Origin of the sequence: Sphingobacterium kitahiroshimense (genome assembly GCF_025961315.1) — a bacterium.
GTDB lineage: Bacteria > Bacteroidota > Bacteroidia > Sphingobacteriales > Sphingobacteriaceae > Sphingobacterium > Sphingobacterium anhuiense.
Genome location: NZ_JAOQNK010000001.1, coordinates 2,350,272 through 2,365,136, shown reverse-complemented (window position 1 = coordinate 2,365,136; position 14,865 = coordinate 2,350,272). Strand labels below are relative to the sequence as shown.

The following is a 14,865-nucleotide window of genomic DNA, read 5'->3' as shown; positions in this document are numbered from 1 at the left end:
AAAAGGTCAGAATTATAACTTAGTTCTGACCTTTTGTTATTTCATCTAAATGCTAATGCTATATAGCTGTTTCTGATAAGTAGAATTTGATTGAAGGAGTTACAAATTGATATGCACTTTAATTTAAATTGAAGAATAATGTATTTTAATAGATACAATCTTTTATTTTCAAATCTCTTTCCTACATTTACGGACCTATAAATACAGTTTTAAAACAAATTATTATTTAACGTCTAAACAGCTATAAATAAAATAAGAAAACACAAAATTGTAACATAATGTATAAACAACACAGAAAGGTGATGTTTGCTTTGGCATTTCCTTTAATGGTTAGTATTGCTCCTACGCAGGCCAATTTCAAGGGAGAGGTTTTGCAGAAGCAAATTAATCCAACGTTAACTATTGTGAGCGCAAAAAAAATAAATGCGACGACAATAGAGGTTTTATTTTTCGATAATCAACGATTAACATTTGATTTTTACGGAGGACATATTTTTCGTTTGTTTCAGGATAATACCGGAGGTATCATTCGTGATCCAGAAGCCAAACCTGCAGCTTCGATATTAGTTTCAAATCCCAGAAAGCCTGTTCATCTTTTAAATCTTAACGATTCAAATAATCAGATAACTATTGCTACAGATGAAATTTCTGTTGTTATTGATAAGTCAACTAATTTATTGACTGTTGTTAATCAAAAAAATAAAGACAAGTCTATTGTTTTTACAAAACCTATTCAATTTGAAAAGGGAAAGGTAACTTTAAGTCTTCAGGAAAAACCGGAGGAGTATTTTTATGGGGGAGGTGTTCAGAATGGTCGTTTTTCTCATAAAGGAAAAGTAATCTCTATTGAAAATCAAAATAGCTGGACCGACGGTGGTGTTGCTTCGCCTACTCCTTATTACTGGTCATCCGGAGGATATGGTTTTATGTGGTATACTTTCAAGCCCGGTAAGTATGATTTTGGTTCAAAAGAAAAAGGACAAGTTCAATTGACACATGACAGCGACTATCTTGATGTCTTCTTCATGGTAAATGATGGCGCAGTTCCTTTGTTGAATGATTTCTATCAATTAACAGGAAATCCTATTTTACTTCCGAAGTTTGGTTTTTATCAAGGTCATCTGAATGCTTACAACCGAGATTTTTGGAAAGAGGATGAAAAGGGCATCTTGTTTGAAGATGGGAAGCGCTATAAGGAAGGTCAAAAAGATAATGGCGGTATAAAGGAGTCTTTAAATGGAGAATTGAATAATTACCAATTCTCGGCGCGTGCTGTTATTGATAGTTATAGGAAGCATGATATGCCTTTTGGCTGGTTGTTGCCTAATGATGGTTATGGAGCGGGTTACGGACAGACAGAAACTTTAGATGGTAATATTGCTAATTTAAAAAGTCTTGGTGATTACGCACGTAAGAATGGGGTTGAAATTGGATTGTGGACACAGTCTGATTTACATCCAAAACCTGAGATCAGTGCATTATTGCAACGTGATATCGTAAAAGAAGTGAGAGATGCTGGAGTTCGTGTTCTGAAAACGGATGTTGCCTGGGTAGGTGCTGGTTATTCTTTTGGATTGAATGGTGTGGCGGATGTTGGTCATATTATTCCTTATTATGGAAATGAAGCTCGACCGTTCACTATTTCATTAGACGGATGGGCAGGTACGCAACGTTATGCCGGCATTTGGTCTGGCGATCAAACTGGTGGTGTCTGGGAATATATCAGATTCCATATTCCGACATATTTAGGTTCAGGTTTATCTGGCCAGCCTAATATTACATCCGATATGGATGGTATTTTTGGAGGTAAAAATAATGCGGTCAATATTCGTGATTTTCAATGGAAAACTTTTACTCCAATGGAGTTGAATATGGACGGGTGGGGTTCGAATGAAAAATATCCACATGCACTGGGTGAGCCTGTTACCTCAATTAATCGTAATTATCTGAAATTAAAATCAGAGCTTATTCCTTATGCTTATAGTATTGCTAAAGAAGCAGTAGATGGTTTACCGATGATCAGAGCACTGTTCTTAGAGTACCCAAATGCTTATACACAAGGAACATCTACACAGTATCAATATTTATACGGTCCTTCCTTTTTAGTAGCTCCTATTTATCAGGCTACGAAATCTGATGATAAAGGTAATGATGTGCGTAATGGCATTTATTTACCAGAGGGTACTTGGGTAGATTATTTTACAGGTGATAAATTTACTGGAAATGTTATTCTCAATAATTTTGATTCGCCGATCTGGAAATTGCCCGTATTTGTAAAAAATGGTTCCATTATTCCCATGGCAAATCCAAACAATAACGTTCATGAAATAAATAAAGGACTTCGTATTTATGAAATCTATCCAGAAGGAAAAACGTCTTTTACGGAGTATGATGATGATGGGGTTTCTGAAGCTTATAAATTAGGTAAAGGATCTTCTACCTTAATTGAATCATCTTTAGACGGAAAAAATCGGTTAGCTGTTACGGTGAATTCTACAATTGGTGATTTTGATGGTTTCGTGAAAAATAAGCAAACAGAATTTAGAATAAACGTTACTTCAAAACCTAAAAAACTGACTGGACTGATTGGAAAACGCAAGGTTAAATTGGTTGAAGTAAATTCTTTAGGAGAATTGGCTAATCAAGAAAATGTTTATTTTTATGATGCTGCGCCTAACATGAATAAGTTTGCAACTAAAGGTAGTGAATTTGAGAAGCAGATTATTACTAAAAATCCTGTTGTACATATTAAATTGGCCTCTACAGATATTACAGCAAATAATGTAAGCTTACTGTTGGAGGGATTTGAATTTAATCCACAGGATCGTTTCCGCATTTCTTCGGGTGCATTGATTGCGCCTCAAAATGCTATTGTTAGTGAAGATAATAAAGCTGCATATACATTGAAGCCGACATGGAGCAAGGTAGACCATGCTGATTATTATGAGATCGAATTTAAAGATATGCTTTATTCGACGATCAAGGAGAATGAATTGCTCTTTGATGGGTTAAGTCCAGAAACGGCGTATACTTTTAAGTTAAGAGCTGTCAATAAGAATGGTTTTTCTGATTGGGTTGAAGTTAAGTCCGTGACGAAGTCAAATCCACTGGAGTTTGCTATTCATGATATTAAAGGCGAAACAACAGCTGAGAATCAAGATGGATCAGGAGTTGATAAATTTTTTGACTTTGACGAAGGTAATATGTGGCATACTGCATGGGGTAAAAATGCATTACCATTTGATATGATTTTAGATCTAAAGTCTGTTAATCAATTGGATAAGATTCACTATTTACCTCGTACAGGTCGTGGTAACGGTATTGTGCTGAAAGGTAAAGTTTATTATAGCGCAGATAAAGATAGCTGGACAGAAGCAGGTGCATTTAACTGGGCTAATAATGATGAACTGAAGATCTTCAATTTTGCTAATCAGCCTACAGCTCGTTATGTTAAGTTAGCAATTACTGAAGGAATCGGCGGATTTGGTTCAGGTCGTGAAATGTATGTTTTTAAAGTTCCTGGTACAGAGAGTTACATTCCTGGTGATATCAACAACGATCGTTTGATAGATCGAAATGATTTGACTTCTTATACAAATTATACTGGTTTGAAAAGGGGTGATGCTGATTTTGAAGGCTATGTTAGTAACGGTGATATTAATAAAAATGATTTAATTGATGCTTATGATATTTCAGTTGTAGCTACTCAATTAGATGGTGGTATCAAAGATCCTAAAGTCGAAAAAGTTGCAGGTGAAATCAGCTTATCGATTCCGAAAGCAAGTTATAAGAAGGATGAGATCATTGAAATTATGGTTAAAGGTAAGGATCTTAAATCTGTTAATGCCATCAGTTTTGGATTACCATATCAGTCGCAAGATTACGAATTTATTTCAGTTCAGGCGTTAGCTGTTAAAGGGATGGATAACCTGACCAATGACCGACTTCATACTAGTGGTGAAAAAGTATTATACCCTACTTTTGTAAATATTGGCGATCAAAAAGCTTTAAATGGAAATGAAGATCTATTTGTTTTGAAACTTAGAGCAAAAAAAGATTTAAAATATACATTGAAAGCTGTTCAAGGGTTTTTAGTTAATAAAAATCTGAATACATTAAGATTTTAAATTCCTTTTATTTTTTATAAAAAACGGGCTTAGAGAAATATTTCTAAGCCCGTTTTGTTTTTGATTCTTATCCTAGTATTAGACGGTATTATTAATTTGAAATAATTATCTTTATATAAACAATTATAACCCAATGAGTGAATATTAAGTATTCATATTATGTTTCGTGGTTTTTATTTTTAATTGTATGCCTAGTTTTAGATTTGATGTATGAAAAGATCCATAAAAATTATCAAAAATAGATCTGATATAGGGGCTGGAACAAGAGGTTCCGATTTAGGAATTGATGCTATTGAGGTTGCTGCGATTAATAAGGGAAGCCAATACTTTCATAATTATCCTCATATTGATGTGGAAACTCGCAATGATGCAGTTTACGACCCGTCCTTCCATCCCTATGCTAAAAGAATTAAAGAAGTCTACGAGCAATGCCGTGAGGTTGCACTTGTCGTTGAAAGGACATTAAGAGAAGGTTTCTTTCCTTTAGTTTTTTCAGGGGACCATTCATCTGCTATTGGAACTATTTCTGGAATAAAATCTGTTTACCCCGATCAATCATTAGGGGTAATTTGGATTGATGCTCATGCCGATATCCATTCTCCTTACACCACTCCTTCTGGTAATTTACATGGTATGCCTTTGGCAGCTACATTAGGCGTAGATAATTTATTGTGCACAGTTAATCGGCCTGATGAGGAGACGAAAAAATATTGGCAGAAGTTAAAGGGTATTGGTGGACATTTAGGGAAATTTCAGGCTCAGGATTTGATTTATTTTGGTGTACGTGATACTGAACCTCCTGAGGATATATTAATCAATGATTTAGAAATTAAGAATTATATTGTCGACGAGGTTCGTCAGTTATCTGTAAAGGGCTGTATACGTGAGGTGATGAAGAAACTCGCCGGTTGTGATCTGATTTATGTTTCTTTTGATGTTGATAGCATGGATAGCGAGTTAATTTCTGATGGAACTGGTACGCCTGTACCTAAAGGTTTTTATGCTTCTGAAGTTATAGAATTGCTTGAAGGTATATTAAGCTCTAAGAAGGTTGTTTGCTTTGAGGTGGTAGAAGTAAATCCGTTATTGGATCACCAAGGGAATAAAATGGCTGAAGTGGCTTTTGAAATATTGGAAAAAGTAACTAAATCCATCGAAAGATAATCTATTATTCATGACTTTTAAAATTTGAATGGATTAAAAAGGCGAAGGATTATTTGATAAAAACAATCCTTCGCCTTTTTAATTTTAATATTCTTTAAGTATCTATTGTGATTTTGGATACCTTTTTTTATTTTATCGTCTATTTGTTGGATATTGTGATTGAATCTTGCATCAATGATTCTCGATATAATTTTTTATCATCATTGTCCATATCTGTATCCAGATCATCTTCTTTATATTTCCCTAATTTTATTATTGGGTTTTGTGCACTACCAGTTATTCGCATTGGAACTCCAAAAATACCAAAAGGAGGGAGCCCTAATCGGAATCCAAGATTCATCTTACCATCCAGTGTGACCTGTCCTTCAAAACGAGGTCTGAAAAATCCCATTTTCATTTTAGTACGTGCAATAGTCATTACATTATTGGCTATGGATGTATTGATCTTTACTTTTTTGACCGATCCATCAGCTAGACTTTCTTTTGAAGTTTCTTTTGAAATGTTGTTCAATAGTTTAAACCCCATGAATTGGATCTGTTCAAGGGTCAAGGAACCACTTCCTTTTATTGAAGGCATTATTGGATTCATGTTGTTATCTAGAAGTCCTGATAATTGATACTCAAGCGATACCAGTCCATGGGCATTTTTCGCAGAAGAAACCATTTCTTTAAACATAGGGATTTCATGATAAGCACGCTGGATGTCAAAACTATCAGCTTTTACGAGGTAATCAAATCGAGCTTTATTGCTGTTCAATGCTTTATATTGACCATTCATAGCCACTTTTAATCCTGAAAGTTCAAATCTTGTATTTGAGAATGAAAGGTTTCCATTTTGAATTGATACTTTGCTCGTTAGTTGATTTAATGTAAGCTGATCATATTTCATTTTATTTACGATGCCATTAACTGAGATATCTAGATTTTTTGGTAGTAAAATTACGCCTGAATTAGTACTTGTTGGGCTACTGTTTTCAGTTTCAGCAAAAAATGTAAAATCATTTACATTAATAATGGGGCTGCTTAATTGAAAATTACCTTTTAATGTCTGTGTTGTGTTTGTGAAGTATTGGATAAGATTATCTAAGTATCCTGTAATATTTAATTTGTTATGTCCATATGAAGATGCGACATCGCTAAAAACTAACTTCTCTTTGGCAAAAGTGAAATGTCCTTTTTTAATATTAAAGGGTTTAGGAAATAATTCAGATTGTACTTGTATTTGCCCGATGTCTAATGTTCCATGGTTCTTTAATTTATGGTATTGCCCACTTGTAGCATCGCTTTGTAATCCGGCGAGATCCAGATCGGTTCTAATATAACCATTGACGTTTATCCCCTCTATGGCAAATATTTTATATAGGGGTTCTAAATTAAGCTTCCCTTGAGACTTAATTGCATAGCGGATATTTTTAAAGTTTTGCAAATCTGCTTGCAAAAAGAAAGGTTCGCCAGCTAAATTGAAAGATATCGGTAAAACTTTAAATTTTAAATCTTTTAAAGAACCTTTTTCACTGGATATAAAGGTTTCAATATTTATCTCCTCAATTGGAAGGGGATAATTTAGTGTTTTTAGAAATCCGTTTTTTAAAGTAACTGTTGTATTTGTTTGTGGAAAAGTACCTTTTTTTAGATCCATTTTACCATCAGCTACCATATTGACAAAGATTTTTCCCGATATTTCAAGGCTATCGACTGGATATACTTTTTTAATATCGGCCAATTGAATATCAGCCTGCATATTTGATTTGACATCTAATTTTAGCAAATCGTTGATATGTATAAATCCTTTTATGTAATTGTTCAGTGCTTTAATGTCAATATGATCTAATGCAATTTGAGCATTGGTGATTTTTGCATCATTACATGTTGCTTTTAAATCATACTCAATTTTTTCGATAGCTGCAGGTAAATTTGCGAGTTTGAAATACCCTTTGCGTAACGTATTGTGAATATCAAAATTAGGTATAGATGCAATGGTAGTATCTATTTTATTTCTTAATCCTGAGGTTTTAATAGCCGTTGCGTAGGTTCCATTAATAAAACCAGCTAACATCCAATTTCCTCTAAAGCTTAAGGTGGGCAAAGCTAGTGCATTACTGACAGCACTTAAGTCTAGATTACTTTTAAATTCAGTATTTACATATAAAGGATTTAGTCCTTTAACTATTCCTTTGCTGTAGAAATATCCGGAAGCAACCTTAAATTCAAATTGTTTTAATTCAATTAAAAGAGAATCTGGGTTTAATTGAGGAAGGTTAATCTTAAGTTTTGTCTGTAGATCTTCTATTGGGATTTTAGCCGTCTTATTGGAAAAGTATCCATCTGTAATATTTAAACCCACGGTAAGATCTGGCATTTTATGTTCTTCCACAATGTATTCCCCTACGAGATCTATGAATAGTTCTGAGTTACCTTTTATTTTTGTTTCGGCCAACCATTTCGAGTAGGAGGTCGGAACTAAAGATAGTAATTCAGATAAAGTGCTTTTACTGGATTTTAATTTAAAATCCAGATGATAGCCATTTGTTAAGAAACCAAATTCACCTTTAAATTTAACAGGAAGTTTATTGATCCGAATGTCATTCCTTTCAAATATAAAAGCCAATGTATTGGTGTTTACTTTAGTCATGAGACTGGCATGTATCATTTTATCATCTACATATTTTTCTCCGTCGAAAGTTAGGCTTAATGATTGTATGTCTGCTTTGCTATCTAAATCAAAAAGTGAAGACATGAGATCACCATGACCTTCATAATCCATTTTTTTAGCTTCTAGGATGATTGGAACTGATAAATCCTCGTAATACACATCTACTTTTTGAAGTAAAATGCTTTTAAAGGCTAAGTCAATTGCGGTACTTGTTTCATCAGTATTTGTTATTTTATCATTCTTTTTTTTAACGATATTATAATTAGACTCACCATCTTTATTTACTTTAACATGGATTTTGCCATGATCGATATAGAATTGTTCAACGACAATTTTTGACTTTAAAAGGCTTAGAATATCGACTCCAAGACTTACTTGTTTTGCTTTTAATAGTTCAACATCTTTAAATGGAGCAGATCCTTTTAGGGAAAGGTCATGAAGGGAAGCTGTTAATGCAGGGAAGTGGTCGAAGAAAGATAAATGAATTTTACTGTAATTTAACTCGCCATCAATCTGATCATTAATAACCTCTTTAATTTTTGTATTTACTTGTTCCTGAAATAATAAAGGAATAGTAAAAATGAGTGCAATAAATAAAATACAAGCTGTAAAGATTATTTTACCAGTGAGTAAAAAGTAGGGTAGATATTTTTTTAACACAAATTCTTTTTTTGAATTTGCAAAGAACGTATAAATCTTTGTAAAACAATATTGAAAAATTACAATTTTCAATATTCCTATACAAAGTGATGGTAAAGAAATTCGGAGCCTTTATAAACTTGATCTTATGAAACGGATAGCAAATAGGGGGAAGATATTTTTATAAAATATACTAAAGGGATTAATAAATAAGTTATTAATCCCTTTAGTATACGTTTAATGAGCGTTGATGTCCACTTCAAATATCCCAAAGATATTGTTGTCCGGATCAGTAAAATATCCTTGATAACATTTTCCTATTACTGCAAACTTATGTAAGGCAATCTTTCCGCCATTATGTAAAATGTTTGCTGATGTCTGATCAAAATCGTCAACTTCCATTGAACATGTAAATGCATTAGTACCACAATTTGACGGAGGAACTTCTGCTGGACGTTTTAATAATCCACCCATTATACCTGCTGTTTCTATTCGATAGTATTCAATTGGAAGGTTTTCTTCTTTAATAAATGTCCAACCAAAAAGTTGTTGATAGAATGAAGCAAGGTTTTTAGGATCAGTTGCTTGAATCTCAAAGTATACAACTGCATTTTTCATTATTGCATTTTTTTATTCCCTTCAAAATGAATCATCCACGAAATACCATATTTATCTTGGAATGATGAATATAGCTCAGCCCAGAATTGTTCTCCTAATGGCATTTCGATATTTTGTGCTTCTGCAGTGAGTTTTGCATATAAGTCTTTTGCTTCATCAGCTGTTTTTGTATCCAACATTAAATAAGCATTTGTTCCAGAAGTTGCTTTATGGCCGAAACCTTCGATACAATCGGATCCCATTAGCATGACAGAATCATTGATTTTAATTGCTGTATGCATTATTTTATCTCCTGCATCAGCAGGTAGTGGATAATTTGGATCGGCTGGCATATCCTTGAAGCGGTATATACCTAGTGATTCTGTATTAAAAACAGATTGGTAAAATTTGAAAGCTTCTTCGCAATTACCGTTAAAGTTTAAGTAAGCATGTAAAATAGCCATAATTTTCTTTTTTATATTTAAGTTATATCAAAGTTAGTTGTTGATTTGACAACTGTATGTCAGTAAATAAATTGGTAAAAAATATTTTTATTATTTAAGTTTTGTTTCTATTCATAAACCAGAATATAAAAGAACTGTTTTAAAGTCTTGACGATCTGTTGCTTTATTTATCTTACTCAAAAGTAAAGTAAACCCTAATCAATCGACTTCGCATAGGACAAGTAATTTTACTGCTCGGATAAATTATATTTCTTTTCGGATTCGACTTAACGATGTGTCTGTTATGCCTAGGTATGAAGCTATATATTTTAAAGCTGCTTGCTTAATTATTTGGGGTTTGGTACTGATTAAATTATGATAGCGTTCGGTAGCAGAAAGTGAAACCATATCTATAAAACGTTTTTTGTTAATGTGTAAAGCATAGGTCATCCATGATCGTCCCCATTCATTAAAAGCTGGAATGGTATGATACAAAGATTGAAAGGTATTAAAATCAATTTTCCAAACGCTACAGTCAGTTAAACATTGAAGATTTTCGGGAGAAGGAAATTGAAGAAAAAGTGAAGTGACTTCGATAACTACATCATGATCACCAAAGAAATCAGTTGTAATTTCATTTCCATTATAATCATGAATAAATGACCTTATCAGGCCACTTTCCAAAATATAGTATTCATGTGCCTTTTCGTCTTTGCGGAGTAAAAAATCATTTTTAGAAAAATGAAGAAGCTCATGTCCGGTCATTATTTTATTTAGGTCACTTTGTTTAATTGCTAGATTTTCATAATGATGAAGTAAAGCTTTCATAATGGGTGATTTATATTTTTTTTCTAGTATGAATTTATGCAAAAAATGCCAAATCTGGTTAGAAAATGAAACAAGTATATTTAGTAATGCATGTTTTATTGTTGATTATTAGAGGGTTCTTTATTTTTTATTTGGTACTGATTGAGTCATTTTAATGTATAAATGGTAAAGAATTTAGTTGTTTAATGTTAAATTTTTAATAAAATTTAAAAAACATTATGAATTTAATTATTTATTGCTTTAATTTGTGTCAATAATTCAATCAAAAGAAAGAAACAATAAAAAAACAATAATATGTGTGGTATCATCGGAGCATTTGATTTAAAGGAATCTGTCACATTAATCAGACCTCAAGTTTTAGAAATGTCTAAGCGTATACGTCATCGTGGACCAGATTGGTCAGGTATTTATAGTTCAGATCTGGCTATACTTGCGCATGAGCGACTAGCTATTGTAGATCCAAAATCGGGTAGTCAACCTTTATATAGTCCAGACGGGCAAGTTGTCTTAGCTGTTAATGGCGAAATTTACAATCATCAGGAATTGCGCGATAGTCTGCCAAATTATGATTTTGCTACACAATCTGACTCTGAGGTTGTACTCGCTTTATATTTAGAGAAAGGACCTCAATTTATAGAAGATTTAAACGGAATTTTTGGTTTTGCTCTTTATGACGCTCGCAATGATTCATTTTTTGTCGCTCGTGACCATATGGGTATTATACCTTTATACTATGGTACGGATGATAAGGGACAATTTTTTGTTGCTTCGGAATTGAAGTCCTTAGAAGGATTTTGCACTACTATGGATCAATTTCCTCCGGGACATTATATTTATAGCATTGAAAGTAAAGAGCCTAAGCGTTGGTATTCAAGACAATGGGAATCATATGACGCAGTTAAGGATGCTGAAACAGATATAGCTAAATTGCGTGAAGCTTTAGAAGCTGCTGTTCACCGTCAATTGATGTCTGATGTCCCTTATGGTGTCTTATTATCCGGAGGTTTAGATTCATCAGTAATTGCTGCTGTAACAAAAAAATTTGCTTCCAAACGTATAGAATCTGGTGATGAAGAAGAGGCGTGGTATCCACAATTGCATTCTTTTGCTGTTGGATTAAAAGGTGCTCCAGATTTAATTGCTGCACAAAAAGCTGCCGACCATATTGGCACTATCCATCACGAGATTAACTTTACTATTCAGGAAGGGCTCGATGCTATCCGCGATGTTATTTACCATTTAGAAACTTATGATGTTACTACGATAAGAGCTTCTACACCGATGTATTTATTATCACGTGTGATCAAATCTATGGGGATAAAAATGGTTCTTTCAGGAGAAGGTTCTGATGAGTTATTTGGAGGATATTTGTACTTTCATAAAGCACCGAATGCTAAAGAATTTCATGAAGAGACAGTTCGTAAATTGAAGAAATTGTATTTATATGACTGTTTGCGTGCTAATAAATCTTTAGCGGCATGGGGTGTGGAGGGACGTGTTCCATTTTTAGATAAGGAATTCATGGATGTTGCCATGACGATCAACCCAAAGGATAAAATGATTAAGGATGGTAAAATGGAAAAGTGGGTGTTACGTAAAGCATTTGAAGATTATTTACCAGAAAGTATTGCCTGGAGACAAAAAGAGCAATTTTCTGATGGTGTAGGTTATAGTTGGATCGATACTTTAAAAGAACAGGCTGAAAGTAAAGTAAGTGATGCCGTATTTGCAGGTGCGGCGGAAAGATTTCCTATCAATCCTCCTAAAAATAAGGAAGAGTTTTTATACCGTACGATCTTTGAATCACATTTCCCTTCAGAAGCGGCTGCTAAAACAGTGCCCTCTGTTAAGTCTGTTGCTTGCAGTACTCCTGAAGCTTTATTATGGGATGCGTCATTTCAAAACTTAAATGATCCATCGGGCAGAGCTGTTGCTGCGGTTCATAATGATAGTTATGTTAAAAAAGAGGTATTGGCTGATTAAGATCTAAATTACATCGATAAAATGGAAAGGCCTCATCTTTTAGTAGATGAGGCCTTTTTTATGTGACTTTAATGTGTGTAGCTTTAATTTTTTGACCGAAAAATATTTCTGCTTTTGATTCAAAATCAAGTGGATCATCGGTTGTATAAAATTGCATGCTTCCATTTTTAGAACTTTTGTATTCAATATCATGGTGCAGGTCCAAATATTTTTCTAAGCTTTTAGCGACGAGTGGTCCCTGTGAAATGATATTGATATGGCTGGGTACAAATTGCTTAATTACGGGTAGTAATAAGGGATAATGTGTACAGGCCAATATGATGGTATCAATATCAGGCGATTGTTTTAAAAGTTTTTCAATATCTTTTTCAACGAAATATTTTGCTCCTTCTGTATTGATTTCATTATTTTCAACTAAAGGTACCCAAAAAGGACAATCGTGTTGAAATACTTTTATTTCGGGATAAAATTTGTTGATTTCAATTTTGTAGGATTCCGATTTCACTGTCCCTGTTGTTGCTAGTATGCCCACCTGATTTGTTTTTGTGAATTCTTTTACAATTTCAGTTGTTGGACGAATGACACCCAGTACTTTTTTTCCAGGAGGAAGGTCATTTTGTTGGATTGAACGTAATGCTTTGGCAGAGGCTGTGTTACAAGCTAGAATAACAAGATTACATCCTAAATCAAATAACTTAAATACACATTGTTTTGTAAATTCATAGACGGTTTCGAATGAACGGGTTCCATAAGGAATGCGAGCATTATCGCCTAGGTAGATGTAATCGTATTGAGGCAATTGTTTTTTGATCTCTTTAAATACGGATAAACCACCATATCCAGAATCAAATATCCCTATTGGACCAATTTGTTTTTTTTCTTGCTCCATAAAAAAGTGCTATAAGTATTACCTTATAGCACTTTTATTACTATAGGGTAAACTATATTTGTTTAAGCAAAGATGGTTTTTCTTTATAAATTTTCCATATTAATTCTCCAAATAAAGTATTTTGCCATGCAAACCATTTTCTGGTAAAGTTTTTTGGATCGTCTTTATGAAAGGATTCGTGCATAAAACCTGTATCTCCATGTGTAGCAATCAACATTTTAACACATTCGATTACCTCTTTATCATTATTTGATGTAAAGGCACGCATCATGATAGACATTGGCCAAATGAAATCGCGACCAATATGTGGTCCACCGATACCTTCTCCAGCAGTACCTTTAAAGAAAAACGGATTGTTTTCTGATAGGATATATTGACGTGTACGTTGATATACGGGGTCTTCTACTTTTACAGCATCCAAATATGGTAATGAAAGTAAACTTGGAACGTTTGCATCATCCATCATTAAGAATGAGCCGAAGCCATCAACTTCAAAAGCATATACTTTTCCAAATTGTGGGTGATCTATTATTCCATGTTTTTGAACAGCTGCTTCCACTTCATTGGCTAGTGCTTCCATTTTAGTGGCTAAAGTATTGTTATTTTTGACTTTTCTTAAGATTTCTGCAGATTGTCTAAGGCTGACTACTGCAAAAAGATTAGAAGGAATCAAGAAAGAAAAAACAGTTGAATCATCTGAAGGTCTAAAGCTGGAGCAAATCAAACCAACAGGTTTAACGGGATATCCATAACCATCAACCTGCAGGGTGTCTGATCCTCTTGGCGTGGTACGCATAAATTTATATGGACCTAGATTTTCTTTACGTTGTTGCTCAATAAATGTCTGATAGATTTTTTCCTGTGCAGCTTCCCATTCTTCATTAAAAGGGCCTGCATCATTTGTTTCTTTCCAGTAGTGATAGGCGAGTCTGATGGGGTAACATAGCGAATCGATTTCCCATTTACGTTCGTGAATCCCTGGTTTCATGTCTGTATGGTCACTGAACCATTCACCTTTTTTTGTAGGATCATTGTAGAATGCATTAGCATAAGGATCTATGTTGATGCATTTACTCTGTTTATGTATTAATCCAGAAATCAGATTTTTCAAACTTTTATCATCTTTCATAAATGCGAGGTATGGCCATACCTGAGCGCTACTATCTCTTAACCACATCGCATCAATATCACCCGTAATTACATAGGTATAATTGCGATTATTTTCAACATATGGGAATACTGTTGTGTCTAAGGTATTTGGAAGACAGTTGCCAAATAACCAAGCCAATTCTTTATTACTTGTTGCTTTACCAAATGTTACAATTGCATTTTCAATAGCTTTACTTGAAAATAGACGTTTATCTGCAGGAATACGCACTGTTGGGAATGAAGTCTGATTCGAAGCAAAAGATACTTTGCTTGCAAATAATCCAGCACCCAATACGGCTGAATTTTGAATGAATGTTCTGCGTTTCATTGTTAAATTTCAAAAAGGTTATTTATTATCATACTGGTTTTCTCTGTATTGCAAGGTAATAAAAA

The 14,865-nt window shown here is 33.7% G+C and carries 9 protein-coding genes; 3 read left to right on the top strand and 6 right to left on the bottom strand.

All coding sequences use genetic code 11. From position 1 onward, the window contains the following. Nucleotides 1–278: 278 nt before the first annotated feature. Both M2265_RS10690 and M2265_RS10685 read left to right on the top strand, forming a co-directional pair. Nucleotides 279–4,127: a TIM-barrel domain-containing protein gene (locus M2265_RS10690; RefSeq protein WP_132771986.1), complete on the top strand. Its 3,849-nt coding sequence runs from the start codon at nucleotides 279–281 to the stop codon at nucleotides 4,125–4,127. A 210-nt stretch (nucleotides 4,128–4,337) separates the two neighbouring features. Continuing rightward, nucleotides 4,338–5,291, top strand: a complete 954-nt coding sequence (locus M2265_RS10685) for an arginase (RefSeq protein ID WP_132771985.1) — start codon at nucleotides 4,338–4,340, stop codon at nucleotides 5,289–5,291. A 139-nt stretch (nucleotides 5,292–5,430) separates the two neighbouring features. Here M2265_RS10685 and M2265_RS10680 read toward each other — a convergent pair whose 3' ends face one another. From M2265_RS10680 to M2265_RS10665, 4 genes are all read right to left on the bottom strand, one after another. Then, nucleotides 5,431–8,604 carry an AsmA-like C-terminal region-containing protein gene (locus tag M2265_RS10680; protein ID WP_132771984.1) on the bottom strand — a complete coding sequence of 1,058 codons (3,174 nt, stop codon included), beginning with the start codon at nucleotides 8,602–8,604 and terminating at the stop codon, nucleotides 5,431–5,433. A 216-nt stretch (nucleotides 8,605–8,820) separates the two neighbouring features. Beyond that, nucleotides 8,821–9,201 (bottom strand): VOC family protein, encoded by a 381-nt coding sequence (locus M2265_RS10675; protein ID WP_132771983.1) that lies wholly within the window; start codon nucleotides 9,199–9,201, stop codon nucleotides 8,821–8,823. Next, nucleotides 9,201–9,644 (bottom strand): VOC family protein, encoded by a 444-nt coding sequence (locus M2265_RS10670; RefSeq protein ID WP_021189762.1) that lies wholly within the window; start codon nucleotides 9,642–9,644, stop codon nucleotides 9,201–9,203. The genes M2265_RS10675 and M2265_RS10670 overlap by 1 nt, the downstream gene beginning before the upstream one ends. A gap of 243 nt (nucleotides 9,645–9,887) precedes the next feature. Beyond that, nucleotides 9,888–10,451 (bottom strand): Crp/Fnr family transcriptional regulator, encoded by a 564-nt coding sequence (locus M2265_RS10665; protein ID WP_132771982.1) that lies wholly within the window; start codon nucleotides 10,449–10,451, stop codon nucleotides 9,888–9,890. Nucleotides 10,452–10,745: 294 nt separating this feature from the next. On the opposite strand from M2265_RS10665, the gene asnB reads away from it, so the two are divergent. Then, on the top strand, nucleotides 10,746–12,434 hold the full coding sequence (gene asnB, locus M2265_RS10660) for an asparagine synthase B (RefSeq protein ID WP_021189764.1): 1,689 nt from the start codon (nucleotides 10,746–10,748) through the stop codon (nucleotides 12,432–12,434). A 58-nt stretch (nucleotides 12,435–12,492) separates the two neighbouring features. On the opposite strand, the gene murI is transcribed toward asnB, so the two are convergent. Both murI and M2265_RS10650 read right to left on the bottom strand, forming a co-directional pair. Beyond that, complete coding sequence (murI, locus tag M2265_RS10655) at nucleotides 12,493–13,323, bottom strand: glutamate racemase (protein ID WP_132771981.1); 831 nt, start codon at nucleotides 13,321–13,323, stop codon at nucleotides 12,493–12,495. A 52-nt stretch (nucleotides 13,324–13,375) separates the two neighbouring features. Continuing rightward, nucleotides 13,376–14,800 (bottom strand): glycoside hydrolase family 125 protein, encoded by a 1,425-nt coding sequence (locus tag M2265_RS10650; protein WP_132771980.1) that lies wholly within the window; start codon nucleotides 14,798–14,800, stop codon nucleotides 13,376–13,378. Between the last annotated feature and the right edge of the window lie 65 nt (nucleotides 14,801–14,865).

Excerpts from the sequence above, each read along its gene's own strand:
- M2265_RS10690 (WP_132771986.1), top strand. The coding sequence starts at position 279 with ATGTATAAACAACACAGAAAGGTGATGTTTGCTTTGGCATTTCCTTTA.
- M2265_RS10685 (WP_132771985.1), top strand. The coding sequence starts at position 4,338 with ATGAAAAGATCCATAAAAATTATCAAAAATAGATCTGATATAGGGGCT.
- M2265_RS10675 (WP_132771983.1), bottom strand. The coding sequence starts at position 9,201 with ATGAAAAATGCAGTTGTATACTTTGAGATTCAAGCAACTGATCCTAAA.
- M2265_RS10670 (WP_021189762.1), bottom strand. The coding sequence starts at position 9,644 with ATGGCTATTTTACATGCTTACTTAAACTTTAACGGTAATTGCGAAGAA.
- M2265_RS10665 (WP_132771982.1), bottom strand. The coding sequence starts at position 10,451 with ATGAAAGCTTTACTTCATCATTATGAAAATCTAGCAATTAAACAAAGT.
- asnB (WP_021189764.1), top strand. The coding sequence starts at position 10,746 with ATGTGTGGTATCATCGGAGCATTTGATTTAAAGGAATCTGTCACATTA.
- murI (WP_132771981.1), bottom strand. The coding sequence starts at position 13,323 with ATGGAGCAAGAAAAAAAACAAATTGGTCCAATAGGGATATTTGATTCT.
- M2265_RS10650 (WP_132771980.1), bottom strand. The coding sequence starts at position 14,800 with ATGAAACGCAGAACATTCATTCAAAATTCAGCCGTATTGGGTGCTGGA.